Here is a 25,037-nt window from a genome sequence, read left to right as displayed (position 1 = left end):
CCGCGACGATTCGCCGTGACGACCGCAGCGGCCCGGAGACCGAGGTGACCGGCGGATGCGAGACAGCGAATCGAGTCAGCGCACGCGTTCGATAACGTCCTCGGCGAACTGCGTCAGTTCGGCTTCGGGATCGTCGCCGGGCGTCGACATCAGCACGTGGTCGACGCCCATCTCGTCCAGCGTGCGGAAGTAGTCGGCGAACCAGTCGCTTCCGGCGCGGTAGCCGAGGTGGAGCGGTTCGGGTCCGGCCCGGGGGTCGTCGGCGAGCTCGGTTCGAACGGCCATCGCGTACGGCTTCTCGCCGCCGACCGTCCGCCAGTCGTCGAGATACGATTCGAGCGTGTTCTGCGGCAGATGGTAGAAGAACCAGCCGTCGCCGTGTTCGCCGATCCACTCGACGGACTGCCGGGCGTGTCCGGTTGGCAACAAGGGAATCGTCCCCGCCGTCGGTTTCGGGACGAGGTCGAGCGAGCCGTCGAGCGACCCCCAGACGGAGTCGATTTCCGGAAACTCCTCGCGCCAGACGGTCCGAAGCAGGTCGACGCTCTCGCGGAACAGTTCGCTGCGTTCGTCGGCGTCGACGTCGAACGCCGGGAACTCGGGGTCGCGGTCGCCCGTCGCGACGCCGAGGACGAGGCGGCCGTCTGAGAGTCGGTCGACTGAAGCCGCGCTCTTGGCGACGTGGAGCGGGTGCCGGAGCGTAAGCACGACGCTGGCGGTTCCGAGCGCGATATCCGAGGTGTGGGCGGCCGCGTAGCTCAGCCACGTCCACGGGTCGAACGTCTGGCCCGCGTCGCCGAACCGCGGCCAGTACAGCGGCACGTCGCGGGCCCACAGCGCGTCAAAGCCGACGCGCTCGGCGTGCGCGGCGAGCTCCATCTCCTCGGAGACCGCCGGTCTGGACTCCCGAGCGGCCGTGAGCGGGAAGCCGACGCCGAACGTGAGCGCATCGGTGCCGAACAGTCGCTCGTAACCCGCGTTTCGGTGGTCGTCGGTCACGGTCTGCACTCGACGCCCGAAGAGTATGGGAGCACCGGTCGAGAGCGCGACGCGAGGGTTGTCCTATCGAGACGATACGGCGACTGCGACAGCGGCGGGGTGACTACAACTCGGAGGAGACCTGCGCATCTTCCCACGCTCGGCGCTCGCGAATCAGATTCTCGCCGCGTTCGGTTATCGCGTAGTAGTTCGTCCGCCGGTCTATCGGTCCTTTCTCCACGTACTCCTTCGTCACCAACGTATCGAGATTCGGGTAGAGGCGTCCGTGGTTGATCTCGCCGTCGACGTACTGCTCGAGTCGTTCCTTCGCCTCCTGTCCCGACGGACGGTCCATCCCCGAGATAACGTACAATAGGTCGCGCTGAAAGCCGCTCAAGTCGTGCACGTGATATAATTCTTCATTGGTGAATAAAGCTCCTCGCAGTATCGTCTGTGTTGGTAATTCATGATTAGAGATATATCGGACGTCTACTTATCTCGAATCTAGTATTTTTCGGAGAGGAGATGTATCACCGGCGGACGGGCGCGGAGCGACTTCGAAGAAACGCGTCGCTCGACGGGTGGAAAAGCTGGAAGATGGTACGGTTCGGCAGTCAAGGGACGCTACGGCCAAGCAGGTCGTCCGAGAAGAATCACCGACGTCGAATGAGGAGAGGGCCGAGAGCCGTCGGGGGGTCGAGGGCCTCCGTCGTCGCGCGGATACCGACCTCGACCGGTCTGCGTCGTCGGCGAGGAACGCGTCCGGAGTCCGGCGTCGCGGCGTCGTCAACTTGTTGGCTGAGAGCAGAAACCGACGCGTCGAACCGCCGCCACCGGCAGGTTGACGACGAGTTAGCGACGTTCGGAGTCGGTGAGGGGAACGTGTTCTCTCCCGACGAAGGCCGACGCGGCGTCGTCGTTGTCGGCCGCGGAGCAGCGACCGACGAGCGAACGCACCCGGCCGAACGAACGCGGAGGGGAGAAGGGGTCGGCGTCGTTGTCGATCCGTTCCTCACAGTGGCGGAGGTAGGTCTCCATACGGACGCTGTAGTCGTCGGGGAGCCAGACGGAAGACGGCGAGGCGTCGAGTTGGTCCTCCCATCGGGTCGCGAGGCGGTTCAGTTCAGAGAGTAGTTGCTCGTGCGCCATCCGCAGGGAGAGTTCGTCGGTCGGCACGTCCGTCGGTACTGTGCCGACCGCGAGCGTTTCGCCGTCGGGTATCGGCGTCGTCGCCTCGGAGTCGAGCAGCGTCTTCAGCGCCGAGACGTCCTCCCAGAAGACGGTGACGGCGGAGGCGTTGGTCGTCTCGTCGTAGAACTGCTCTTGCTTACCCGTGCGATGCGGTTCTCCTGGAGGGTCCGAACTGTCGAGTAAGTGGCGGAGTATGTCCATACGCGGCTCTTTCATTCACGCTGACATAACTGTTCCGCCAAATCTCATTGGGTTCTCGGCGCCCGACGGTCGCTAAGCCCGCCAACAAGTTGATAACGGTCCCACCCGCCGTTCGAATCGCGTCCGTCCCCAACGACGCACCTGTATCTGGGTTTGGTATCCACCAGTCGGCGGAGTAGCTGTCTCCACACTCCGCCGAACTCGAACTCGTCCGACCAAGTTCGGAACGTCTCTCTCCGCGAAAAGAGTACGCTGTCGAGAGCGACGATACCGTGTCAACGGCGTTCGACGATGCTCTCGCGATAGTCGCCGAAAGAGTCTCGTACCAAAAGACGAAGACGGCGATATCGTTCCCACCCCTTCGACTACATTTGTTCTAATGAGAATACCTAACACACAGGCGTGAGATGGATAGGCCGCAGCGTCACGCGGCGTTGCACGAGCACCACCACGACTGGTCACGTGGCGATGGTGACAACTCGTCAGACAGAATCACGGGGCGTGCGGGGGTCACGGCCCGCACAGCTTCCACTGATTCCACTCATCCCAAACGACGGGGTTTCGACACAGTTTTCGATACGCACGCTCACGCGTTCATATATTTATTCTGCGAGAGAGCCGGAACAAACCGTCGTTCGCCTGGTGCCGACGGTCGACGTTGAGACACGCTGCAGCGAAACCCATGTGTCGCGACCATGTTATGAGCGCAAATCGATAAACAGTTATAGAGTTGTAAATTATCCATTGGGGAAAGCCAAAATACGATCAAGTGAATCCGCCTATTACCTATGAACTACTAATATATCGGGAATTGATGATTTCTCGGATCTTATCTGGCGGTTTAGTAGCCGATTGTGAAAATAGTACTTCTAAACAGCTGGCGGCCGCCTAGATGATATCCGAAACCCCTTATACAGCCTCCTGACTGAAAAAAAAAGCATTTTAGCTGTTTCTCCAATCATCCTTCTGAAGGCAGAGTACATCATTACGAAACTCCGTCAGAATTTATAAACTAATCGATCGGTCGTCGGTTACGGCCGCCGCGGCCTCCCGGAGATGGCCTACTCGCTACGACAGTCACAGCCACCGTCTGCAAGTAACTGGTCAACAGTCAGCGTCTGTCCGCACACGTCACAGTGGACGTTGATATCGACAAGAACGTCGATATCGCCGACTTCGAGTTCTCCTGCGTCCACCAGCGACTGTAAAGAGTTCGTCGTCACGGTCTGCGTCCGACTCCGAAGGCGGCGGATGCTCGTGTCGACTTTCTCGGTGCGGTTCTCGTTTGTCGAATCGTCGCGTGAGACGCCACGATACTTCACCAAGTAGGTGTGTATCGCCTGATGGGAGACGAAGTCCTTTTTCAGTCTCTCGACATCGACGTCGTTCCGTTCGAGCGTTCGTTCGGTTTGCACTCTCGTCCCGCTTGTGACGGCGTCGTCGGTCAGGAGTCGGTAGTAGTTTTCGACCTCACCGTCGAGGAGGGTAACTCCGCCCTCTTCGAGCGCGGTTTCGAGCAGGCGCTGGTTGAACTCGGTCGCGAGTTCGCGGAGACTCGACCGGTCGTCGCCGTCGGCGGTCCACTGGGCTTCGAGTTTCTCGCCCAACCCATCGAGTTCGTACGTCTCGATCACCCGACCGACTTTGCTCCGGCGAGACGACCGACGTCGGTCCGGCCATCCCTCGGTGTCGCCCGCTTCCTCTGTCATGACGAAAACGTAAGTCCGTTCACCGGTAAAAAGTTCCGTCTTCGAGGCGATGACGAGTCGCGCACGTCACCCCTTCGACCGGACTCGCAGACTCCCCGTCGGAGCGTTTATCATCCGTGACGAGCAATCTCGAGCTATGTTAGACAGTGTCAACGACCGAAACCGGCCGGTAGCGACGGATAGAGGGGCGAGGTCGGTCGGAGGGACCGCTGAATGAGAGCTGTCGTCGTCGAACACGGGGACTCACAGCCGAAACTGACCGAGGTTCCCGACCCGGTCCCGGATTCGGGCGAGGCGCTCCTCCGAACGCTTCGGGTCGGCATCGACGGCACCGACTACGAGGTGATACGGGGCAACCACGGTGGCTATCCCGAGAACGACGACTACCAGATTCTCGGCCACGAGGCCGTCGCCGTCGTCGAAGACGCGAACGATACCGAACTTGAGGAGGGGAGGCTCGTCGTGCCGACGGTTCGCCGCCCGCCGAACGGGACGAACGAGTACTTCGAGCGGGGCGAACCCGACATGGCTCCGGATGGCTTTTACGTCGAACGCGGCATCGTCGGCGCGCACGGCTACATGTCCGAGTTCTTCACGAGTCCGCCGGAGTTTCTCGTCCCCGTGCCCGATGAATTTGCCGAGCACGGATTCCTCGTCGAACCGATATCGAACACGGAGAAAGCGCTCGAACACGCGTTCGCCTCCCGGTCGGCGTTCGAGTGGGACCCCGTAAGCGCGCTCGTCTTGGGTAACGGGCCGCTCGGTCTGCTCACGCTCGCCACCGTGGAAACGCCCTCGTCGCCGTTCGAGCGAAGCTACTGTCTCGGCCGACGCGACCGCCCTGACCCGACTATCGACATCATCGAACGTCTCGGCGGTACGTACGTCGACTCCCGCGAGACGCCGGTCGACGCGATGGCCGACGCGCACGAGGCGGTCGACTTCGTCTACGAAGCGACCGGTTACGCGAAGCACGCCTTCGAGACCGTCGACGCCTTAGCGCCAAACGGTGTCGGCGCGCTGCTCGGCATCCCGAACGACTGGGAGTTCGAGGTCGACGGCGGCCGTCTCCACCGCGAACTCGTGTTGGAGAACAAGGCGTTGTTCGGCAGCGTCAACTCCAACGTGAGACAGTTCGAGACCGCAAGGAACCGACTCGCGGAGTTCCCCGACTGGTTCGCCGACGCCTTCGTCACCGGCGTTTACTCACCGGAGGAGGCCGAAGCGGCCTTCGAGACGGGTGACGACGTCATCAAGACCGTCGTCGAGTTCGACACGCGCTGACCGACTGTCGTCGACGCCTCGAAAATCGCTTCATGAATTCCCCGAGAGACTCGCCGAGAGGCGAGCGACTAAGCCGGTCGGTCGAAGAGTGCTACCGAGATGGACGAGCGGAGTTACTTCAAGTCGTTCTACTTCCTCTACTTCGCGGCGTGGAGCGGCTTCGTCGTGTTCCGTAACGCCTACTTCGAGGAGATCGGACTGACCGGCGTCGAGATGGGGACGATCGGCTTTCTGCTCCGGACGGCCGGTATCGCCGCACTCCCCGCGTGGGGGTTGTTGAGCGACCGTTTCGGCGCGCAGAAGCGGATTCTGTTCGTCAGCGTCACCGGCGCGGGAGCGTTGGGACTGCTGTATCCGAGTGCCGCCGCGGTGTTCCCGCTCGTCGCGCTCGTCACCGTCGCGTTCGCGGCGTTTCGAGCGCCGATACGGCCGGTCGCGAACTCGATGCTGCTCTCGGCGGGGCTGTCGTACGGGAACGTCCGCGCGTACGGGAGCATCGCCTTCGGTGTCGCCGCGCTGGGGGCCGGCGTGGTCAGCGCCCGTCTTGGGTCGGTCGTCGTCTTCTACGTGTTCGGCCTCGGCATGGCGATGCTCGTGCTCGTACTCCTCCGGATTCCGGTCGAGAGCAAACCGCCAACGGAGAGCGTCGGCCTCCGCGCGGCGTCGCTCGTGACGGACCGCAACTTCGCCGTGCTGTTGGTCGCCGCGTTTCTGATGGGAACGATGTTCCCCGCCGGGAGCGCGTATCTGTCGGTGTATGTCAGGAGTCTCGGCGCGAGCGACGCGCTCACCGGTCTCTCCGTCGCCGCTAAGACGCTCGGCGAGGCGGCGGTGTTCCTCTGTGCGGCGCGCTTCACCGCGTCGTACCGTCGGCTCCTGATAGCGGGCGCGGGTTGTCACGTTGTCACGTTCGCGTTCTACGCGTCGGCACCCGCGCCGTCTCTCGTCGTCGCGCTACAGCTACTGCTCGGCGTCGGCTACGCCGCGTTCATGCTTGCGGCGGTGAACCTCGCCCACGAACTCGCGCCCATCTCCATCGGGTCGACGGCGCAGACATTTCTCACCGGGTTCGGCTTCGCCGCCGGGTCGGGCGTCGGCGAACTCGCGTCCGGACACCTCCTCGACCTCGTCGGAGTCCAGTCGATGTACGCGTACGTGGCCGCCGTCGGCCTCCTCGTCATCACCGCGAGCGGACTCCTCGACGGCTCGCTCGGCGCTGACGGACTGCTACCGTCCGACGAGTGAGTGTGAAACTGGTCGAGTTCGACGGTACTCGACACCCGAAGACCGAACGGGGCGTCAGTCCGCGTTTTGTTCGTGAACGTCGAGGAGCAACGCCGCGAGTTCGGCCCGTATGCCGTCGAAGAAGCGTTCGCCCTTGTCGGCGCTGGCCAGCGACGGATCGCCGATAGCGCCGCTGTCCGAGTACGCCCCGAACGGCCGGTACACCGACAGCGGGCCGCCGTCGAGCAAATCGTTACCGGCGAGGTCGTACGGCTCCACCCAATACGTCGCGGGCGCGTCCTCGCGGACGAGTTCGGGGCGGAGATACTGCATCAATGACGTCTCGAACTCGCCGCCGTGGGCCATCCCGCCGGCGTCGCTCTCGCGAATCTCGTCGGCAAACGGTGCGGCGAGGTCGAAGTACGTGAGACCGAGTGACTCCACTGCGGGGTGGGCGCGGCCGACGACGGTAACCGCGGCGTCGACGAGCGCTCGGTTGCCGCCGTGACCGTTGAGCAGCAACAGCGCGTCGAATCCGTTGTCCAGCGCGGCGTCGGCGACGGTGCCGAGCAGGTCAAGCAGCGTGTCGAACTCGCCGGTGAGCGTCCCACCGAACGCGCGGTGGTGCGGCGAGTACCCGGTCCAGAACGTTGGCGCGACCAGCACCGGCACGTCGTCGACCACCGCCGTCGCCCCCGCGGCGGCGACCGCCGAGGCGAGAATCGAGTCCGTCGCGACCGGGAGGTGGTCGCCGTGCTGTTCGACGCTCCCGATCGGGAGGACGAGCACCGACCCGCCACTCTCACCGACAGCGCGAATCTCAGGGGCGGTGCGCGCTGCGAACGCGACCTCTGCGGTCCAGTCGACATCGGCGTCGCCGTCGCCGTCGAACGATCCCAGTCCGAACGTCATGCGATGCGGTACTCCTCGACGAGGCTTTCGTCCACGTCGACGCCCAGTCCCGGCGACTGCGGCACGGTCAGCGCGCCATCGGCTATCTCGAACGGCTCTCGAATCACGTCGGTCTCCCAGCCGTAGTACACCGAATCCGGCGGGAGCGTGAGTCCCGGCAGGCCGTACACCGCGTGGAGAATAGCGGCCGTCCGGACGCCGAGGTCGAACGCGCAGTGGTGCGTCGCCGGGAGACCGGCATCCTCGACGACGGCGACCTGCTGTCTGAGTCCGGAGAGTCCCCCGGCGGGCGTCAGATCGAGGACGGCGACGTCTATCGCCCCGGCTTCGACGAGGCGACGGAGGTTGTGCGGTGCGTAGGTGTCCTCGTTCGGTGCAATAGGTTGCTGGGTACGCGCCCGCAACGACGCCAGCGACCGGTGGTTGTCGACGCGAATCGGCTGTTCGAGGTACTGGAGGTAGACTCCGGCGTCGGCGAGCGTCGCTGCGACGCGGACGGCTTCGTCGACGGTCCATCCCTGATTCGGGTCGAGACGGAAATCGAGTTCACCGTCAACGGCGTCGTGCATCGCTCGAACGCGCTCGACGTCGGAACGCCAGTCCCGCCCGGCCTTCGTCTTCAGCACCGAGTATCCGTCGTTCAGGACCTCGACGGCGCGCTCGGCGGACGCCTCGGGCGGGAGGATACCGAGGCAGTACGCCACGTCGACGGCGCGCTCGGCGCGGGTGGCGGTGTACTCGTCCTGATGCTGCCGGTGGCGTGTCTCCGTCTGCCCGGGGGCGGTCCACCCCCCGAGCAGTTCGTAAACGGGTCTGTCGAGCGTCTTCCCGACGATGTCCCAGCAGGCGACCTCGACGGGCGCGAAGAACAGGTCGGCGTTGGCGTACTCGATGAACACCTGCCGGCGGAACGTCTCGACCTCGAACGGCGAACGACCGACGACGAACGGTTCGATTCCATCTTCGAGCATCGAAACTGTCGCCTCCGGCGTGAGGAAGACGCGCATCTCGCCCCACCCGGAGACGCCCTCGTCGGTGTCGACGCGGACGAGGACGCGCGTCATGCGCTCCAGCGAGTTGTGATTCGTCACGTACGGCGCGACGCCGCCCTCCTCGAACGGAACAAGCGGGATGTCTACGGCGAACGCTTTCAGTCCGACTATCTCCATGCCCACGTATCGACTACCCGTCGAATAAAGTCACCGGCGACAACGACGGTTTTCGACTGTTACGCCGCCCGTCGTAGCGTCAGCCCGACCACGTCGCGTCCGCGTCGAGCGGGTAGATGGGGCGCGGAATCCGCTCGTACGGCAGTTCGGCGAGTCGCTGGTTCGTCTCGCCGGGCGTCAGCGCGAACAACCGCCGCGCAGCGACCGTTTTCCACGCCGGACTCAGGTAGCCGCTCTTCAGGACGATCAGTTTGCGCGCGGTCGGGTCGACGCCGAGTCGCCGCAGAAACACCGGGTCGCGGTGGACGTTCGTTCGACGGTCGGCGACGACGACGTCCGCGCCGTCGAGCGACACGAGCGCGGTTCCGACGTCGGTGTCGCCGGTGTCGTCGACGTTCTCGACGGCGAGGCGCTCGACGGCTCCCTCGGAGAGTTCCAGCGGCGCTCCGTCCGGATAGTTGCGGCCGAGTTCCAACGAGACGGTCGCTCCCTCCCCCGCCGCGCGGCAGGTTTCGTAGCTGTCGGCGTCGGCGACGACGGCGAAAAGCGGTCTCCCGAGGTCGTCCCGGTCGATAATCGCCGTGAGGAGGTTCGTCACGTTCTCACCTGCGCCCGCGCCGGGGATGTCGCCCGTATCGGCGACGACAACCGGTCGCCTATTCGTCTCGGCGGCCTCGTTCAGCGCCGCCGTCGGTGTGTACGCCTCCGTCGTGAAGTCGAACTCGTCGCGCCGCCGCCAGAACTCTCTCGCGAGTTCGGTCGCCCTCTCGTCGACGACGGACGCCGCCGACGCGTCACCGGTTACCAGCGCGTGACAGCCCGCGTGGGGGTTGTCGGCCCACGGGAAGCCCAGAAAGTAGTTGGCGTCGTAGACGCCGTCGGTTCGGTCGGCCTCGCGGAGCAGGCCGACGAGGGTGCGCATCGGTTCTGCCTCAGACTCCGACTGTTCCCCGGCCAACAGCATCGGGAGTCGCTCCCAGCCGAGCACGAGCGACTTCTCGCCGCGAACGGCGTCGAGCAGCAGATTCGCCGCCCGGACGCCTGTCTCCGCCACGTCGGTGTGCGGGGCGGTTCGATAGCCCGCGACGCCGTCGAGCAGATCGACCATCCGCTCGGTTATCGTTGCGTGCATGTCGAGCGCCGCGGTTATCGGCACCTCGGGACCGACGCGCTCGCGGACCGCCGCGAGGAGCGCGCCCTCGGGGTCGGGCTCCCCCTCGACGAACATCGAGCCGTGGAGGTCGAGACAGACCCCGTCGACGGGTTCACCGTCGAGCCGGTCGGTTAGCTCCCGTCTCATCCACTCGAACGCCTCCCGTTCGACGGTGGGTGCCGGGAGCGCGCTCGCACCGACCGTCGGCAGTATCTCGACGTCTTCGTCCGCTCCTTCGAGCGCCTCGACGATACCGCCGAGCGAGCGCCCGACCGCGTCGGTCTCGAGGAGTTCGGTGCCGGTGGCAGTCGAGAACGTCTCGATGCCGGTCGACCCCTCGGCGAACGTGTTGGTTTCGTGGCTCACAGCGGCGACTGCGATTCGCATGGGTGGTACTGTGTGATGGGCCGTTATGAGTCATTCCCTCGTAACGCTCGACGGAGGCGAGAAGAACGCGAGAAGAAGGCGAAAACGCGGATCCTGGCCCGCTCAGTGCGGCCACGGCCGCATCGGCCAGAAGTACGCGAGCAGCGCCATCCCCAGGAGGAGGATGCCGCCGATCTTCATCACCGGACCTGCCTCCATCTCGTCGCGGACGAACGACAGATAGAGAACGCCGATTGCGGCGACGAGGAAGACGAGCGCACCCCCGACGATCGGCTCGTTCTGTCCGGAGTAGCCGAGGCGCAACACGACGGAGGGAACGTCAGGTAACATCTACCCTTTCCCTCCCGTGAGCGCGATGCCCTCCATGAACGTCCGCTGGGCGAGCAGGTACGCCGCGAGGACGGGCAGGGCGGCCAGGATGACCGCCGCAAGCAGTTGCCCCCACTGCGAACCGTACCGCCCGGTGAGCAGGCCGATGCCGACCTGGAGGGGGTACATCGCCGAGTCGTTGAGGATGACCAGCGGCCAGAGGAACGCCCCCCAGACGAAGATGAACGTGAACACGCCGAGCGACGACAGTGCCGGTTTCGCCAGCGGCAGCATGATGCGCGTGTAGATCTGGAACGTGCTACAGCCGTCCATCCGCGCCGCCTCGATGAGCGAGTCGGGGACGCCGAGGAAGAACTGTCGCATCATGAACGTCCCGAACGGGTTGGCGATGTACAGCACCATGATGGCCCAGTACGTGTTCGACCAGTTGATCGCGTTCATCTCCAGGTAGAGCGGCACCAGAACCACCTGCGGCGGGATGACGAGCGTCCCGATGACGAGCGTGTAGACGAGCGACTTCCCCTTGAAGTCACCCTTCGCGAGAGCGTAGCCCGCGAGCGTGTCCAGAAGGAGCGTGAAGAACACGACGCCAACAGCCAGTATGAGGCTGTTGAATATCCACCGGTCGAGCGGATTCTGCATCCAGACGTTGACGTAGTTGGCGAACGTCGGATCTGCCGGGATTATCCGCTTGATAGTGGTGAATATCTCGTTCTCGGGCTTGAGCGACGTGAAGAACGCCCAGACGAACGGAATCGTCATGACCGCGCTCGCGGTGAGCAAGATGAGGTGGGCGACGCCCTTCGCGAGCGTGTCGTACCACGACCCTTCGTGTTCGACGCTCGGCCGTCCGTCGTCGAATTCGAGTTCGTCAGTACTCAACGTCACCACCCCACGTGCGCTGTTGGATGATGCTCAGTCCGAAGACGATGAGGAACAACACGACGGCGATGGCGCTGGCGTACCCCATCTCGAACTGTTGGAACCCAGTCTGCCAGAAGTAGTAGACGATAGTGTACGTCGACCGCACCGGTCCGCCCTGCGTCATCACGTACACCTGCGTGTAGACGCGGAACGAGAAGATGAGCGTCACGACGAACACGAAGAACGTCGTCGGCTTCAACAGCGGCAGCGTGATGTAACGGAACCGTTCCCAGCGGTTCGCGCCGTCGACGATGGCCGCCTCATAGTAGTCGTCCGGGATCCCTTTCAGTCCGGCCAGGAAGATGACCATGTTGAATCCGATATGCTTCCAGACGCTCATGAGCGCGATGGATGCCAATGCCGTGCTCGAACTCTGGAGCCACGATAGCTGGGGCAGTCCGATACCACCCAGTATGGCGTTCAACAGCCCGTACTCGGGGTTGTAGAGCCACGTCCAGATGAGCGAGACGACGACCCAGGAGGTCACGACGGGGAGGAATATCGCCCCCGAGTAGAACTTCGTCCCTCGGAGGTTCATATTCAGCAGCAGCGCCAACCCCAGCGCGATGGGGACGTCGAAGACGAGCAGCGCGAAACTGTATCCGGCGGTGTTGATGATCGCGTTCCAGAAGATGGGGTCGTTGAACAGCCGCACGTAGTTGTCGAGTCCGACGAACGGGTGCGACTGGGCCAACGGCGCCCACTCGTGGAGGCTGATGTAAAACGCGCCGATGAAGGGAATCAGGAGTATCGCCGCGAAGAGGATAGCCTTCGGTAAGACGAGGGCGTACCACGAGAGGTCCGTGTCGGAGTTGCTGACGTCGAGGTCGGAGACGTATCCGCCGAAGCGACGACGAATGCGCTGTAGCCCTTGTGACTGCGCCATGGTTAGAGCAGCGCGTTGATATCTTGGGCTGCCTTGTCGAGCGCCTGTTTCGGGTCCGCCCCCTGCCACATCGACTGTGCCTGCGTGTGAACGCTATCCCACATCTTCGACACTTCTGGGTGACTCGGGAACGGAACCGTGTTCTCCATCTCCTGGGCGACCGGTTCCAGTTTCGGGTTGTCCTCGAGGAACTGTTTGAACTCTTCGGTCTCGTAGGCGTCCTTGCGGCCGGGGAAGCCGCCCATCGATTTCGTCACGCTCCGCTGGACCTCGATCGAGTTGATGTAGTTCAGCCACTCCAGCCCGATCTCCTGGTTCGCGCCGCCGCGACTTGGGATGGTGTAGAAGACGCCCGCGCTCCACGTGTGGCTCGTGTCTATCTGCGGACCGCTCGGGTACGGGAGGTACTGCCAGTCGAGACCGCTGTCGCGCAGGCGCGGATACATCCACGACCCGGCGAAACACATCGCCGCCTCTCCAGCGAGGAGGTCCTCGATGGCGTCCGTTCCGCCGGGGTTGCGCGCGAGGACCGTCTTGTCGTCGACGATTTTCGGTTGCAGGTAGTTCGCCGCTTCGAGGGCGGCGTCGTTGTTGATTATCGCTTCCGTCCCGTCCTCGTTGAGGTAACCGCCTCCGTTCGAGAGTACGAAACAATCGAACCCCTCGCCCGCAGACATCGAGAACGCGGCAGTCCCCGAATTGCCGAGCGCGTCGATCCACGACGCGAACTCCTCCCAACTGGGGCGGTGCGTGGGGTCAGGAACTTCCAACCCCGCCTCCTCGAACATCGCCGTGTTGATGGCGAGGAGACGGCAGTCCGCGTACCACGGCACCGCCCACAGCGTCCCGTCGTAGCTCGCGTTGCGGCGCGCCGCCGAGACGTAGTCGTCGGGGTTGAACCCGTTCTCTTCGAGGTTCAACGCGACGCCCTGGTCCGCGAAACGCGGCACCCACAGCACCGACAGCGCCAGGCTGTCCGGCGCGTTCCCGGCCGGGATGGCCGTCGTCGCCTTCGCCAGGTAGTTCTCGAAGGGGTAGTACTCCCAGCTGGCATCTGAAATCTTGTCGCTCTGCTCTGCGATTTCGGTGGCCTGTTCCTCACGGATCGGCGCGAGACCGGGATCGTTCCACGCCCAGAACGTCGCCGAACTCTCGCCGTTACCGCCACCGCCGTCGGATCCGGAGCCGTTACCGCCGCCGGAGCCGCCGCTGTCATTTCCACCGCCGGTTCCGCCGCTCGAACAGCCCGCTAAACTCGCCGCACCGACCGAACCGGTCAGTGCGAGGATCTTACGTCGACTGAGATTTCTGTTGCTCATACTAGCCTCAGAGGAACAAACAGACCGCATACAATAAATCTTTGGTGTGTTGTACCATGTCACAGAATAGTCTCTCCAGTGGTCGAAGCAGAGCGAACGCGGCGTCGCGGCGGTGTTTGCGCGACGAACTCAGGCGCGAGCGTTGACGTCGACGTTGGTCGCGGCGGAGACGTTCCGGGTTTTGACCGTCTCGCCCGTTTCGGCGTCGAACAGGTGCATCTTCTCCTCGGGGATGACGACGTGGAGCGTCGCTCCCGGTTCGATCACCCGCTCCCCGTCGAGCGTCACCGTGCAGCGCTTGTCGCCGATGTCGACGTAGACGTACGTCGTCTCGCCCATCGGCTCCGTCACTGAAACCGGGGCCGGAATCGAGTTCGGGTCGCTCTCGTCGGTGATCTCGAAGCTCTCGGGCCGGACGCCGAGCGTCAGCGGTCCCTCGTGGCCGGCGAGTTCCTCGCGCGCCGCTTGCGAGAGTTCGTACCGGAATGCGTCGTGAATTAGCGCGCCGTCGGCGTACTCCACGTCGAAGAAGTTCATCGAGGGCGAGCCGATGAAGCCCGCGACGAACTGGTTGTTCGGCTCGTAGTAACACTCCAGCGGCGTGCCGAGCTGCTGGAGCTCGCCGCCGTCGAGGATGGCGATTCGGTCGCCCATCGTCATCGCCTCTGTCTGGTCGTGCGTGACGTAGATGGTAGTGATGCCGAGATTCTGTTGGAGATTCTGAAGCTCCGTCCGCATCGTCGTCCGGAGTTTGGCGTCGAGATTCGACAGCGGTTCGTCCATCAGGAACACCTCGGGTTCGCGGACGATGGCGCGGCCGAGCGCGACGCGCTGCTGCTGCCCGCCGGAGAGTTCGCCGGGTTTCTTCTCGAGTAGCTCCTCGATACCCATCATCTCCGCCGTCTGCTCGACGCGTTTGTCTATCTCGTCTTTCGACATGTCCGTCGACATCTTCAGTCCGAACCCGATGTTCTTCCGGGCAGACATGTGCGGATAGAGCGCGTAGTTCTGAAACACCATCGCGATGTCGCGCTCGGTCGGCGGTTGGTGCGTAATGTCGTCGTCGTTGAGGAGTATCTTCCCCTCCGTCGTCGTCTCCAGGCCGGCGATACAGCGGAGCGTCGTCGATTTGCCGCACCCGGACGGACCGACGAAGATGAGGAACTCGCCGTCGTTGACGTCGATATTCAGGTCGTCGACCGCGACGATCGACCCGTCTCCGTCCGCGAACTCTTTCCGGAGGTTACGGATGTCTAGCTTACCCATGGGAACTCACTACATGGCGAATTGCAACAGACCGTAATAAATCTGCAGGGTAACTTCACTGGCTGCAGAGGCGGTCACCCCAGTTAGCTGAGCGGAACTCGCTCGCCGGACTCGGCGGCTTCGCGGGCTGCGAGCGTCAATTCGAGCGTCTCCACGGCGTCGTCGAACGTCGACCGAACGTCGGCGCGCTCCGAGGAATCCCTTCGGGAACCGCTGGATTCGGCCGCCGCGCGCAGGAACGCCTCGAACTCGCGGCGGTACCAGTCGCCGTCGGCTTCGAACCGGACGGCCTCGCCGTCGACGGTGCCCGACAGCGTGTGACCGAAGTAGTCGAGTTCGAGAAACGCGTCCTCGGCGGCGATGTGCACCTCGAAGCGGGAGTCGACCGAACCGCACGTCGACGAGACGTGCGAGACGGCTCCCGACTCGTGGTCGAGCGTCACCGACGTCGCGTCCTGAAAGTCGACGCTGTCGACGAGCAGACCGTCGGTTCCGCTCCCCGTCACGGCCGTCACCTCTCCGACGAGATAGCGGTGGAGGTCGTAGACGTGCGTCGACTGCTCGACGATCTGGCCGCCTGACTGCGCCCGCTGACGCCACCACGACGTGTCCGGAAGCGGAACCCAGTAGGTGCTGTCGACGTGGCCGATGCGGCGGCCGTCGAGCAGTTCTAACGCGCGCTCAGTTATCCCGCCGTACCGGCAGACGTAACCAGCCTGTGCGAGAATTCCGGAGTCGGCGATGCGCCGCGCCGTCTCGCGTGCGGCGTCGGCGTCGAGACCAACCGGTTTCTCGACGAATAGATCGACGCCGTACTCCGTCGCCGCCCGCTCGTACTCCCCGTGGGCGAACGGCGGGACGGCGACGACGAGCGCGTCCAGCGACTCCGACTCGACGAGTTCGACGCCGTCGGTGTATACTGCGGCGTCGCGCGGGGCAGCGGCGTCCCGCGCCTGCGCCTCGTCGACATCGGCGACGGCGGCCAGTTCCACGTCAAGAATGTTTCCGTCGTAGCCGGTCAGGTTACCGTCTCTCGCAGCGTCGAGCGTCTCCAGGTGAACCGAGGCGATACCTCCCGCACCGACGAATCCGGCTGAAAGTGTCACGGATTCACATATTGCACACTCGGAGTTAAAGCTACCCGCCGGTTCGTCGGCGGCGGTCAGTCGCCGGTCTACCGTCGATTCACCGCCAGTTCGCCGCCAGTTCGCCGTTGATTCGACATCGGTCTACCGTCGGCCGGCCACCGATCCGCCACGCGAACCTATAAATTGGCGCGACCAGGAACTGGTGTGCATGAGGTTCGCACTCAACCAGATGGGGTTTCCCGAAGAGCGCCTCGAAGCGAACGTCGACCCACTCGCGGAGGCCGGGTACGACGGAATCGAACCGAACCTGACCGCCGACGGACCGTTGTGGGACGACGGGGCGGTCGACGAACTCGTCGACCGAATCGCGGAGGCTGGACTCGACGTACCCGCCGTCTCGACGACGCTGCACTGGGAGCGGCAGTTGTCGAGTCCAGACGAGGAGACTCAAGCGGCCGGTATCGAGGCGGGCGAGCGGATGATAGCGCTCGCGGACGCGTTCGACGCCGGTGCCGTGCTGATCGTTCCGGCCGTGGTCGACGACGAGACGCCGTACGACGACGCGTACGACAGGGCGCTGGAGTCCGTCCGAACCCTCGCTTCGGTCGGGGCAGACCGCGGCGTGACGGTCTGCGTCGAAAACGTCTGGAACGACTTTCTGCTCTCGCCGCTAGAGTTCGCCGAGTTCGTCGACGAAGCGTCGACGGCCGGACCGGTCGGCGCGTACTTCGACGTCGGGAACGTCAGGCGGTTCGGCCGTCCCGAGCAGTGGATCCGAATCCTCGGCGAGCGCATCGAGCGCGTCCACGTGAAGGATTATCGGACCGACGTCGACACCATCGACGGCTTCACTTACCCGCTGGAGGGCGACGTCGACTGGAACGCCGTCGACGACGCGCTCGCGGCGGTCGGCTACGACGGGTGGGTAACCGCGGAGGTACCGCCGTACCGAACCGCACCCGAGCGGATGCCGCCGCGCGTCCGCGCCGACCTCGAACACCTCTTCTCGTAGGCGAACGCCCGGTTCGGTCGTCTTCCTCGACGGCGGATTCCGGCGCGACGGCGGACTCCGGCGTGCCGGCCGGCAACGGTTGCGTTCGAAACCGGCCGCAGCACAACGCTTAATATCGACTTGTATGACTGATGTGTGTATGCATCTCACAGCGATAGTCGCACATCCAGACGACGCAGACATTTTCTGCGGCGGCACGCTCGCAAAGCACGCTGACCGCGGCGACGACGTCACCGTCGTCTACATGACCCGCGGCGAGTACGGCGGTTTCGACACCACTGAGGCCGAGGTGGCGGCCACGCGCGAACGCGAGGCCGAGGCCGCCGCCGAGACGCTCGGAGCGGAGGCGGCGTTCCTCGACTTCGAGGACGGCCGCGTGCGATACTCGATGGAGAACCGCCTCCAACTCGTCGACGTACTGCGCGAACACCGCCCCGACGTCGTGCTCACCCACTACCGCGACGACATGCATCCCGACCATCGGGCCACGTCGAGGCTGGTGACGGACGCCTACTACATGTGTTCGCTTCCGCTGTTGGAGACGGAGTACGAACCGTGGGAGCCGCAGAACGTCTACTACTTCGGCAAGCCGACCTCCTCGTTCGAACCGGAGACGTACATCGACATCGCCGACTACCAGTCGACGAAGGAGGAGGCGATACTCCAGCACGAGTCGCAGGTCGAGTGGCTGGAGGAACACGGCGGCATCGACGCGGAGTTCGACGGACTCGTCGAGGGCGTTCGCGCCGAGGCGCGGGTGCTCGGGCGGACCAGAGGTGCGGAGTTCGCCGAAGGGTTCGTCGCGCTCCACAAGAGCGCCGACGCGTATCTCGGCTGACGCGGCCCGACTTTTTCCGCAGCGTTTTCCGACGGTGCCTGCTGCGCACGGCGAGCCGTCGGACTCGACAGATTCACCGAGGGCCGAGTAAACGTGCACGGGTGTAAATGACTTGCATCCCATTACGGATTTAGGGTTGTAATGTCTTACAGGTGAAACGAGGGGGGAGGGGGTGGACGCCGAGCGCGACCGGAGAGCGTCGAGGACTCGCACTCGGACCGCTGGGGAGCGGATTCGCAGTGAAGGTGGACGCCCGATGCGTTTATCAGCCACGTGCCAGTAATGGGACTGTATGACACGGTACGACGAACCGGTCGAGAACGCGGGCGCCCTCGGGGACGCGTTTAGCCCTCGGGACCGAATCTTCTCGAAGAAAGGATGGCTCGAGGTCGGGTACGTCCCCGACCCCGCGAACATCGTCGCCCGAAACGAGGAGATCCGCCGCCTGGCGACCGCCCTCAACCCCGCCGTCACGGGCGAAGCGCCGAGCAACGTCTTCCTGTACGGCAAGACCGGCACCGGAAAGTCGCTTTGCGCACGGTACGCGACGGAGCGAATCGTCGAAGCCGCGGCGGAGAACGGCGTCACCGTCGGTCGCGCTATCGTCGACTGCTCGCAGGAGAACACCGAAACGCGCGCGGTCAGGGCGACGGTGCGTGCGCTGAACGACCCCGAGAAGACCGAGTTGGTCGTCCCTGAGACCGGCCTCGGCCGGTCGCGGTACTATCGCTTGCTCTGGCGGGTACTCGACGCTCGCTTCGACGTCGCGCTCGTGATCCTCGACGAGATCGACCGTCTGGAGGGAGACGACTTGCTCATGCAGCTGTCGCGCGCGGCGGAGACGGGGAAGCTCGACCGGTGTTCGGTGGGTGTCGTCGGCATCAGCAACAAGATAAAGTACCGAAATCGGCTCGAAGAGCGGGTCAAAAGCAGCCTCCAGGAGCGCGAAATCGTCTTCACGCCGTACGACCGCCGGGCGCTCCGCGAGATAATCCGGAGTCGGTCGGACGCTTTCGAGAGCGGAACGCTCTCCGACGACGCGGTGTCGGAGTGCGCCTCCCTCGCCGCGGAGGAGCACGGCGACGCGCGGAAGGCGATCAATCTGCTCCGTCACGCCGGAGAACTCGCCGCGTGCGACAACGCCGACGCCATCACCGTCGACCACGTGCAGCGCGCCGACAACTTGGCCGAACGCGACCGAGTCGAGGCGTTACTCGCGGGGGCGACCACCCAGCAGAAGGCGACGCTGCTGGCGGTCGTCTCGCTGGCGCTCGTCGAGAAGACGCGGACGTTCGAGACCTCGGAGGTGTACGCCGCCTACGAGGACATCTGCGCAGAGGTCAGTTTAGACGCGCTCTCGAAACGGCGCGTCCACGACCTGTTGCGCGAGTGGGAGTACCTCGAAGTGCTCGAGATCACGCGAACCGGCGGCGGGCGCGCCCGCGGGAGCTATCTCCGCCACCGACTGCTGGAGGACCCCTCGGTCATCCGGTCGGTGTTCGACGAGAGCGACCGCTTCGCCGGAGCGGGCTTCACCTCCGAGACGAACACTACCTGGTCGAACATCTGAGTGCTAGTTGCCGCTACAGAAGTTTTAATATCGATAGTTCCGCACGTTGGAGGTGATGCAACGAATTGGCTTAGTGGGAAGTGGCTTCATGGCCACGACTCACGCTAACAGTTACCAGGAGGTGGCTGACGCGGAAGTCGTCGCCGTCGCGTCGCTCGGCGACAACCGAGAGGAATTCGCGGCGGAGCACGCCCCGGGGGCCGACGTGTACGCCGACGCCGAAGAGATGATGGACGACGCCGACGTCACCGTCGTCGATATCTGTACGCCGACGCCGACGCACAGACCGCTCGTCGAGGCCGCCGCCGAACGCGAACTCGACGCGTTCTGCGAGAAACCGCTCGCTCGCACCGTCGAGGACGCAGACGCCATCGTCGAGGCGGTAGAAAAAGCCGGTATCACCTTCATGACCGGCCACGTGTTGCGGTACTTCCCCGAGTACGTCGAAGCGAAACGGCGCATCGACGCGGGCGAGATCGGAACGCCGGGCACGTTCCGCACCGAGCGGATGTCGTCACCGCCACGGTACGGCAGCAATTCGTGGTTCGGCGACAAAGCGCAGAGCGGGGGCGTCCTTCTCGACATGGCCATCCATGACTTCGACTACCTGCGCTGGGTCGTCGGCGACGTCGAACGGGTGTTCGCTCGGACGGCCGAGTGGGATGACGGCCACCTCAACCAACACTCGTCGGTCGTGCTGCGCTTCGAGGACGGGACGGTCGGTCACGTCGAAGCCTCGTGGGGATACCCGGAGGGGTCGCCGTTCGTTACCAGCTACGAACTCGCTGGGGACGAAGGGATGTTGGAGTTCGACGCTCGCGACGAGAACGCCGTCCGTATCTCCGGCGGAGCAGAAGGCGCGAACGCACCCGAGAGTCCGCTAGCGAAGAGTCCGTACACGGCCGAGCTCGAGCATTTCATTGAGTGCGTTGAACACGGCCACGACCCGGATATCTCGCCGGACGATGCCCGAAAGGCGGTCAGGATCGCGCTCGCGGCCATCGAGTCCAGCGAGCACGGCGAACCGGTGTCGCCTACGGAGGTGGGAGCGTGACGGTCTGCATCGGTCTCTGTTCGGTCGCTCACCTGCACGCCGACTCTTACGCCGCCTGTCTGAACGACCTGCCGGACGCCGAGTTCGTCGGGCTGACAGAAGCCGACGGACGGGAAGAGGAGGGCCGCAAAAAAGCCGACGAGTACGGCGTCGACTACCTCGACACTGAGGCGCTACTCGCCGAGGTAGATGGCGTCGTCGTCTGCTCGACGAACGCGGACCACCTCGCGTGGGTTCGGCACGCCGCCGCCGCCGGCGTCGATGTTCTCTGCGAGAAACCACTCGCGCCGAGCGTCGACGAGGCGCAACAGATAGTCGAAATCTGTGACCGCGCGGACGTCCACCTCGGTGTTGCTATGCCGCTTCGGTTCAATCAGCCGGTTCGAAACGCGAAGACGGCCGTCGAGAACGGCGCACTCGGGGACGTCCAGTTCCTCAGTGGGACGAACCGGGGGCAGATGCCTGGTAGCTGGTTCGTTGACGCCGACGAGTCCGGCGGTGGGGCCGTGATGGACCACTCGGTGCACATCGTCGATATCGTCCGATGGATCACCGGCGAGGACGTCCGCGAGGTGTACGCGGAGACCGATACGCGCTTCCACGACATCCCTGTCGAGGACGTGAATCTGCTGTCGATGACGCTCACCGACGGGACCGAGTTCGTCCTCGACGGCTCGTGGAGCAAGCCCGACGAGTGGGACTTCTGGGGCGATGCGACGCTGCGGCTCGTCGGCACGGAAGGCGTGGTCGCCATCGACTGCTTCGACCAGAAGATAAAGCAGACGCGCGACACCGACGACCCCGGAATCCGGTCGGTGTACTGGGGGTCGAACCCCGACGAGGGACTCGTCGCCGACTTCGTCGAGGCCGTCGCCGAGGACCGCCCCCCGTTGAAGACGGGTGCGGACGCGGTCAACGACGTGGCCGTCGTGGAGGCCGCCTACGAGTCCGCACGTCGGACCAAACCCGTCGACGTCGAGCTCGTCGAACTCACATCTCCGACGAGCTGAGAGCGCCGAATCGGAGGTCGAAGCGAGGAGCAACGAAAGACGATCACAGGACGGAGGAGACGACTCAGTACGTGACTTCGACCGGTTCCCCTCGCTCGACCGATTCGTATGCCGCGGCTATCACGGCCGCCGTCTGGACGGCGTCGTCGAGCGACGTTGCGACCGTCGACTCGCCGCGTATCGACGCGACGAAATCGCGGAGGAGCGCGTTGTTCGGGTCTGCGCCCCAGTAAATCGACTCGTTGTGTCCGCCGTGACCGGTGTCTCGGACGTGGCTGTAGCGGTAGCCGAAGCAGTCCGCCGACAGCGTCGTCTCCGACCCCACGAGTTCGACGCTAGCGTCGCCCCAGAAGGGGTTCTTCTGCGGCGTACTCCACGACCCGTCGAGAGAGAATGATGCGCCGTTCGAAAGCGTCATCGACAGCAAGTTCACGTCCTCGACGGGGATATCGTAGAACCGCGTGTCAGTCTCGGCGTACACCTCGCGAACCTCCTCGCCGGTGATCCACCGGACCACGTCGACGATGTGATCGGTGTGGTCGGCGATAGCACCGCCACCGGCCAGTTCAGGGTCGACGAACCAACCGCCGGGCATCCGGCCGCGGTTGACGCCCGAGACGGCGAGGAGTTCGCCGACGGCGCCCGCTTCGTAACGCTCCTTGAGTCGCCGCATCGGGCGACTGTAGCGCAGGGGCATCGCCATTCCGGTGACGACGTCGCGCTCCTCGCAGCGGTCCTGAATCGACTTCGCCGCCGCCAACGACGTCGCGAGGGGTTTCTCGCAGAGCACGGCGACGTCGTGTTGCAGCGCGAGTTCTATCAATTCCTCGTGGGCGGCCGTCGGTGAGCAGACGACGACGCCGTCGGCCGTTCGCATCAATTCGCTGTGTGGCATCGCTGACGTTCCGACGGCGTTCGCCCGTTGCTGCGCGCGCTCGGGGTTCTGGCCCGAGATACCGACGAGGTCGACTGCCGGGAGTTTCGACAGCAGCGCCGCGTACACCTCGGCGTTGACGTGGGCGGTCGAACAGATGCCGACGCGGACGGTCACGGCGACCCCTCCGCGAGTGTGACCGGGATGTCCTCGTCGGCCGACCGACGGACCGCGGCGACGACCCGAGAGGGAGTCGTCGGCGCGACGTCCGACGGGGGCAGGTCGGCGTCCCGCAGATGGTCGAGAAACGACCGGAGCGCGCGGCCGCGACAGTCGTCCTCCGGTGGGTCGACAGCGAGCGACGCTCCGTCTTCCCGAAGCGCTGTCGATGCGTCGCTCTCGTCGAAGTCGAGACGCCCGTGATTGCCGCTGTACTCAACGTTGACGCGCGGGTCGGGCGGCTCATTTCGATGCCACCGCGTCTCGACGGTCGCCCGCCCACCCTCTCGAAACGCGAACACGGCATGGGCATGATCGCACCGCGCGCTCGTCCGCATCCGGACGAACACCCGCTCTATCGGCCCGAACGTCCACTCGAGGACGTCCACGTCGTGGGCGAGGACGGCACAGAGCGCGTCCACGTGACTCTCGATGGCGGAGACGCCATCGTAGGAGACGTTCCATCCGGGACCGCAGAACGGCGCGGTTCGTTCGATTCTCGCGACGCCTATCGAACCGATACCGCCCGACTCGATCGCCGAGTGGAGGCGGTCGTACAGCCGCGAGAAGCGGTGCGGAGAGTGCGACAGTATCCAGCCGTTGCTCTCTGCTGCCAGCGAGACGACGCGGTCGTACGTCGCATCGTCGAGGGCGAACGGTGGGTCGCAGCGGGTCGGTATCCCCACGTTGAGCGCTGTTTCGAGCGCGTCGCCGAAAGTCGAACCCGGGCCGCAGATGTCGACGCCGTCAACGTCGTCGTCTCGAAGCGCGCCCGAGAGCGAGTCGTAGCTCGGCGCGTCGACGCTCTCGAAATCAGAACCGCCGTCGCCCGACTCGGCGGCGCCTCCAACGACGCCGTAGACGGCTGCGTCGTCGAAGCGCTCGTACCGTTCGGCGTGCGCTTGCACCGCCGCCCCGGCGCCGACCACGACGATGCGTTGCATACGCGTAGGTCCCGCTGCGCTGATGATAAGTATTGTGACCGAAAGACTGCGCGGGCGCTCAGGCCGCGTCGAGGAGTTCTCGGAGACGGGGAGAACTCGATTCGAGTGTCGCCGCGGGGTCGGTCGTCAACCCGTTCTCGTGGATGAGCCAATCGGCCTCTCCGGCGGCAGCAGCCCGGACGCAGGCGTCGAGGTCCACGACGCCCCCGTCGAGGTCGACGTGGAGCGTGTCGTCGCCGCCGGGAATCGTGTCCGTCAGGTGGACGAGCGAGATTCGGTCGGCGTAGCGGTCGAGGTACCGCACCGGATCGACACCGCCGTGACGCGCGAGTCCGACATCAAACTCCAATCCAAGCCGGTCGTCCGTCCGCGCGGCAAACGCGTCGTAGGCGGTGTCGAACGTCTCTTCGAGCGCCGCGAACTCGTAGGCGTGGTTGTGGTAGTGCGCCTCGAACCCGTCAGCCGCGAGGCGGTCGGCCAGCGCGGACAGTTCCTCGGCGGTGTCAGAGATTGCGTCGGCGGAGGTGAACCCCTCCTCGCCGTAGGTGGGGACGACGATCTGGTCGCATCCCAGCGTTCGGTACGCCTCGACAGTCGCCTCGTAGTCGGTTTCGAGCACGTCGAAACCGACGTGCGCGCCGACGGGTTCGAGCCCCGTATCGTCGAGCGCGTCGGCGATCGCTTCGGGCGACTCATTGCCGAATCCGGTGAACTCGACACCCTCGTAGACTGTGTCGGTGAGCCGGTGGAGCGTTTCGGTCAGCGGTTCCTCAAACTCGCGGAGCGTGTACAGCTGAATCGCCGGTCGAACCATCTTACCATTGAGGTTGAGAGCTACCCACATAGCCGTTCTGCCCGATACACTCCGCGCTGCTCGTTCGGTTCGGAGAGTTCGCTACGGGTCGGTTGACTCGGTTGCCGTCTCGGGAGACGCACAGGCGGCGTCGCGAGCGTACGTCTCGTGCGCTTTGTGCCAGACTGGAACGTCGTCTATCTCCCAGTAATCGAGCGCCTCCCCTTCGTGCGAGAGTTCGAGCGCTCCGTCGTCGACCACACACCGATAGAGGACGTCGATACGACCGTGTGGACCGAATCGGTCGTCGGGCGGGTGGTGGTACACGTCGACTAGTTCGGTCACCGAAACGTCGAGTCCGGTCTCCTCGCGCGTCTCGCGGACTGCCGTCTCGGCGGGCGATTCGTTCGGGTCGACCCATCCGCAGGGGAGACACCACGTGCTGTCGTCGGTACGGCGCATTAGCAGAATGCGTCCTGTGGAGTCGAACACCGCCGCTTCCGCGCCGACTTTCGGCGTTACGTGGCCGAGTTCGGCATCGAAGCGCTCGCGGACGTCCGTAGCCGGCAGTTCGAGCGCGTCACCGTAGTATTGACACGTGAGTTCGAGTATCCGCTCGTACCGCTCCTCGTCGTAGGGGTCGTCGGCGTACTTCAGCCCGTTCTGGCTCAGCACGCGTAATTCGTCCAGTAGACGCATGAG

General features: G+C 64.6%; 24 protein-coding genes. 7 read left to right on the top strand and 17 right to left on the bottom strand.

Features of this window, described 5'->3' with window-relative positions; all coding sequences use genetic code 11:
- Positions 1 to 75 precede the first annotated feature (75 nt).
- The 4 genes from LAQ58_RS18310 to rdfA form a co-directional block, all read right to left on the bottom strand.
- Positions 76 to 999, bottom strand: coding sequence for an LLM class oxidoreductase (locus LAQ58_RS18310; RefSeq protein WP_224450309.1), 924 nt, complete (start codon positions 997 to 999; stop codon positions 76 to 78).
- A gap of 103 nt (positions 1,000 to 1,102) precedes the next feature.
- Positions 1,103 to 1,384: a PadR family transcriptional regulator gene (locus LAQ58_RS18305; protein ID WP_224450308.1), complete on the bottom strand. Its 282-nt coding sequence runs from the start codon at positions 1,382 to 1,384 to the stop codon at positions 1,103 to 1,105.
- 446 nt (positions 1,385 to 1,830) lie between these two features.
- Positions 1,831 to 2,370, bottom strand: a complete 540-nt coding sequence (locus tag LAQ58_RS18300) for a hypothetical protein (protein ID WP_224450307.1) — start codon at positions 2,368 to 2,370, stop codon at positions 1,831 to 1,833.
- 1,061 nt (positions 2,371 to 3,431) lie between these two features.
- A complete protein-coding gene (gene rdfA, locus LAQ58_RS18295) occupies positions 3,432 to 4,079 on the bottom strand; it encodes a rod-determining factor RdfA (protein WP_224450306.1) in 648 nt (215 codons plus the stop codon).
- A 213-nt stretch (positions 4,080 to 4,292) separates the two neighbouring features.
- On the opposite strand from rdfA, the gene LAQ58_RS18290 reads away from it, so the two are divergent.
- Positions 4,293 to 5,363 carry a glucose 1-dehydrogenase gene (locus LAQ58_RS18290; RefSeq protein ID WP_224450305.1) on the top strand — a complete coding sequence of 357 codons (1,071 nt, stop codon included), beginning with the start codon at positions 4,293 to 4,295 and terminating at the stop codon, positions 5,361 to 5,363.
- A 99-nt stretch (positions 5,364 to 5,462) separates the two neighbouring features.
- Complete coding sequence (locus LAQ58_RS18285; RefSeq protein WP_224450304.1) at positions 5,463 to 6,608, top strand: MFS transporter; 1,146 nt, start codon at positions 5,463 to 5,465, stop codon at positions 6,606 to 6,608.
- Between the two features lie 54 nt (positions 6,609 to 6,662).
- Here the strand turns inward: LAQ58_RS18285 and LAQ58_RS18280 are convergent, their stop codons facing one another.
- The 9 genes from LAQ58_RS18280 to LAQ58_RS18240 all read right to left on the bottom strand — a co-directional run bounded on the left by LAQ58_RS18280 (position 6,663) and on the right by LAQ58_RS18240 (position 16,039).
- The gene (locus LAQ58_RS18280; protein WP_224450303.1) at positions 6,663 to 7,499 is read right to left on the bottom strand and encodes a creatininase family protein; all 837 of its coding nucleotides are present in this window, start codon (positions 7,497 to 7,499) and stop codon (positions 6,663 to 6,665) included.
- The gene (locus LAQ58_RS18275) at positions 7,496 to 8,668 is read right to left on the bottom strand and encodes a mandelate racemase/muconate lactonizing enzyme family protein (protein WP_224450302.1); all 1,173 of its coding nucleotides are present in this window, start codon (positions 8,666 to 8,668) and stop codon (positions 7,496 to 7,498) included. Before LAQ58_RS18275 ends, LAQ58_RS18280 begins: the two co-directional genes overlap by 4 nt.
- A 79-nt stretch (positions 8,669 to 8,747) precedes the next feature.
- Positions 8,748 to 10,208 (bottom strand): M81 family metallopeptidase, encoded by a 1,461-nt coding sequence (locus LAQ58_RS18270; RefSeq protein WP_224450301.1) that lies wholly within the window; start codon positions 10,206 to 10,208, stop codon positions 8,748 to 8,750.
- 102 nt (positions 10,209 to 10,310) lie between these two features.
- A complete protein-coding gene (locus LAQ58_RS18265; RefSeq protein WP_224450300.1) occupies positions 10,311 to 10,538 on the bottom strand; it encodes a hypothetical protein in 228 nt (75 codons plus the stop codon).
- A complete protein-coding gene (locus tag LAQ58_RS18260; RefSeq protein ID WP_224450299.1) occupies positions 10,539 to 11,426 on the bottom strand; it encodes a carbohydrate ABC transporter permease in 888 nt (295 codons plus the stop codon).
- The gene (locus LAQ58_RS18255; protein WP_224450298.1) at positions 11,410 to 12,348 is read right to left on the bottom strand and encodes a carbohydrate ABC transporter permease; all 939 of its coding nucleotides are present in this window, start codon (positions 12,346 to 12,348) and stop codon (positions 11,410 to 11,412) included. Before LAQ58_RS18255 ends, LAQ58_RS18260 begins: the two co-directional genes overlap by 17 nt.
- 2 nt (positions 12,349 to 12,350) lie before the next feature.
- On the bottom strand, positions 12,351 to 13,667 hold the full coding sequence (locus LAQ58_RS18250) for an extracellular solute-binding protein (RefSeq protein WP_224450297.1): 1,317 nt from the start codon (positions 13,665 to 13,667) through the stop codon (positions 12,351 to 12,353).
- A 129-nt stretch (positions 13,668 to 13,796) separates the two neighbouring features.
- Positions 13,797 to 14,933, bottom strand: a complete 1,137-nt coding sequence (locus tag LAQ58_RS18245; protein ID WP_224450296.1) for an ABC transporter ATP-binding protein — start codon at positions 14,931 to 14,933, stop codon at positions 13,797 to 13,799.
- Positions 14,934 to 15,016: 83 nt separating this feature from the next.
- Positions 15,017 to 16,039 (bottom strand): Gfo/Idh/MocA family protein, encoded by a 1,023-nt coding sequence (locus LAQ58_RS18240; RefSeq protein ID WP_224450295.1) that lies wholly within the window; start codon positions 16,037 to 16,039, stop codon positions 15,017 to 15,019.
- A 190-nt stretch (positions 16,040 to 16,229) separates the two neighbouring features.
- Here LAQ58_RS18240 and LAQ58_RS18235 point away from each other — a divergent pair, with 190 nt between their 5' ends.
- The 5 genes from LAQ58_RS18235 to LAQ58_RS18215 all read left to right on the top strand — a co-directional run bounded on the left by LAQ58_RS18235 (position 16,230) and on the right by LAQ58_RS18215 (position 21,505).
- The gene (locus LAQ58_RS18235) at positions 16,230 to 17,033 is read left to right on the top strand and encodes a sugar phosphate isomerase/epimerase family protein (protein ID WP_224450294.1); all 804 of its coding nucleotides are present in this window, start codon (positions 16,230 to 16,232) and stop codon (positions 17,031 to 17,033) included.
- A 139-nt stretch (positions 17,034 to 17,172) separates the two neighbouring features.
- The gene (locus LAQ58_RS18230; protein WP_224450293.1) at positions 17,173 to 17,871 is read left to right on the top strand and encodes a PIG-L deacetylase family protein; all 699 of its coding nucleotides are present in this window, start codon (positions 17,173 to 17,175) and stop codon (positions 17,869 to 17,871) included.
- Between the two features lie 292 nt (positions 17,872 to 18,163).
- Positions 18,164 to 19,441, top strand: a complete 1,278-nt coding sequence (locus LAQ58_RS18225) for a Cdc6/Cdc18 family protein (RefSeq protein WP_224450292.1) — start codon at positions 18,164 to 18,166, stop codon at positions 19,439 to 19,441.
- Positions 19,442 to 19,496: 55 nt separating this feature from the next.
- Entirely contained in the window at positions 19,497 to 20,495 is a 999-nt protein-coding gene (locus LAQ58_RS18220; RefSeq protein WP_224450291.1) for a Gfo/Idh/MocA family protein, read from the top strand.
- A complete protein-coding gene (locus LAQ58_RS18215; protein WP_224450290.1) occupies positions 20,492 to 21,505 on the top strand; it encodes a Gfo/Idh/MocA family protein in 1,014 nt (337 codons plus the stop codon). Before LAQ58_RS18220 ends, LAQ58_RS18215 begins: the two co-directional genes overlap by 4 nt.
- 64 nt (positions 21,506 to 21,569) lie before the next feature.
- Here the strand turns inward: LAQ58_RS18215 and LAQ58_RS18210 are convergent, their stop codons facing one another.
- From LAQ58_RS18210 to LAQ58_RS18195, 4 genes are all read right to left on the bottom strand, one after another.
- A complete protein-coding gene (locus LAQ58_RS18210) occupies positions 21,570 to 22,556 on the bottom strand; it encodes a Gfo/Idh/MocA family protein (RefSeq protein WP_224450289.1) in 987 nt (328 codons plus the stop codon).
- A complete protein-coding gene (locus LAQ58_RS18205; RefSeq protein WP_224450288.1) occupies positions 22,553 to 23,542 on the bottom strand; it encodes a Gfo/Idh/MocA family protein in 990 nt (329 codons plus the stop codon). The genes LAQ58_RS18210 and LAQ58_RS18205 overlap by 4 nt, the downstream gene beginning before the upstream one ends.
- A gap of 58 nt (positions 23,543 to 23,600) precedes the next feature.
- The gene (locus LAQ58_RS18200) at positions 23,601 to 24,356 is read right to left on the bottom strand and encodes a sugar phosphate isomerase/epimerase family protein (RefSeq protein WP_224450287.1); all 756 of its coding nucleotides are present in this window, start codon (positions 24,354 to 24,356) and stop codon (positions 23,601 to 23,603) included.
- An 81-nt stretch (positions 24,357 to 24,437) separates the two neighbouring features.
- The gene (locus tag LAQ58_RS18195; RefSeq protein ID WP_224450623.1) at positions 24,438 to 25,034 is read right to left on the bottom strand and encodes an NUDIX hydrolase N-terminal domain-containing protein; all 597 of its coding nucleotides are present in this window, start codon (positions 25,032 to 25,034) and stop codon (positions 24,438 to 24,440) included.
- Positions 25,035 to 25,037 lie beyond the last annotated feature (3 nt).

It is taken from the genome of Haloprofundus salilacus (genome assembly GCF_020150815.1).
Classification (GTDB): domain Archaea; phylum Halobacteriota; class Halobacteria; order Halobacteriales; family Haloferacaceae; genus Haloprofundus; species Haloprofundus salilacus.
The sequence above is the reverse complement of the archived record's forward strand: the minus strand, read 5'-3'. Positions and strand labels throughout refer to the sequence as shown.

What these genes read in the sequence shown, in the direction of transcription:
- LAQ58_RS18300 (WP_224450307.1), bottom strand. Translation starts at nt 2,370, where the DNA reads ATGGACATACTCCGCCACTTACTCGACAGTTCGGACCCTCCAGGAGAA.
- rdfA (WP_224450306.1), bottom strand. Translation starts at nt 4,079, where the DNA reads ATGACAGAGGAAGCGGGCGACACCGAGGGATGGCCGGACCGACGTCGG.
- LAQ58_RS18290 (WP_224450305.1), top strand. Translation starts at nt 4,293, where the DNA reads ATGAGAGCTGTCGTCGTCGAACACGGGGACTCACAGCCGAAACTGACC.
- LAQ58_RS18285 (WP_224450304.1), top strand. Translation starts at nt 5,463, where the DNA reads ATGGACGAGCGGAGTTACTTCAAGTCGTTCTACTTCCTCTACTTCGCG.
- LAQ58_RS18280 (WP_224450303.1), bottom strand. Translation starts at nt 7,499, where the DNA reads ATGACGTTCGGACTGGGATCGTTCGACGGCGACGGCGACGCCGATGTC.
- LAQ58_RS18275 (WP_224450302.1), bottom strand. Translation starts at nt 8,668, where the DNA reads ATGGAGATAGTCGGACTGAAAGCGTTCGCCGTAGACATCCCGCTTGTT.
- LAQ58_RS18270 (WP_224450301.1), bottom strand. Translation starts at nt 10,208, where the DNA reads ATGCGAATCGCAGTCGCCGCTGTGAGCCACGAAACCAACACGTTCGCC.
- LAQ58_RS18265 (WP_224450300.1), bottom strand. Translation starts at nt 10,538, where the DNA reads ATGTTACCTGACGTTCCCTCCGTCGTGTTGCGCCTCGGCTACTCCGGA.
- LAQ58_RS18255 (WP_224450298.1), bottom strand. Translation starts at nt 12,348, where the DNA reads ATGGCGCAGTCACAAGGGCTACAGCGCATTCGTCGTCGCTTCGGCGGA.
- LAQ58_RS18250 (WP_224450297.1), bottom strand. Translation starts at nt 13,667, where the DNA reads ATGAGCAACAGAAATCTCAGTCGACGTAAGATCCTCGCACTGACCGGT.
- LAQ58_RS18245 (WP_224450296.1), bottom strand. Translation starts at nt 14,933, where the DNA reads ATGGGTAAGCTAGACATCCGTAACCTCCGGAAAGAGTTCGCGGACGGA.
- LAQ58_RS18235 (WP_224450294.1), top strand. Translation starts at nt 16,230, where the DNA reads ATGAGGTTCGCACTCAACCAGATGGGGTTTCCCGAAGAGCGCCTCGAA.
- LAQ58_RS18230 (WP_224450293.1), top strand. Translation starts at nt 17,173, where the DNA reads ATGCATCTCACAGCGATAGTCGCACATCCAGACGACGCAGACATTTTC.
- LAQ58_RS18225 (WP_224450292.1), top strand. Translation starts at nt 18,164, where the DNA reads ATGACACGGTACGACGAACCGGTCGAGAACGCGGGCGCCCTCGGGGAC.
- LAQ58_RS18220 (WP_224450291.1), top strand. Translation starts at nt 19,497, where the DNA reads ATGCAACGAATTGGCTTAGTGGGAAGTGGCTTCATGGCCACGACTCAC.
- LAQ58_RS18205 (WP_224450288.1), bottom strand. Translation starts at nt 23,542, where the DNA reads ATGCAACGCATCGTCGTGGTCGGCGCCGGGGCGGCGGTGCAAGCGCAC.
- LAQ58_RS18200 (WP_224450287.1), bottom strand. Translation starts at nt 24,356, where the DNA reads ATGGTTCGACCGGCGATTCAGCTGTACACGCTCCGCGAGTTTGAGGAA.
- LAQ58_RS18195 (WP_224450623.1), bottom strand. Translation starts at nt 25,034, where the DNA reads ATGCGTCTACTGGACGAATTACGCGTGCTGAGCCAGAACGGGCTGAAG.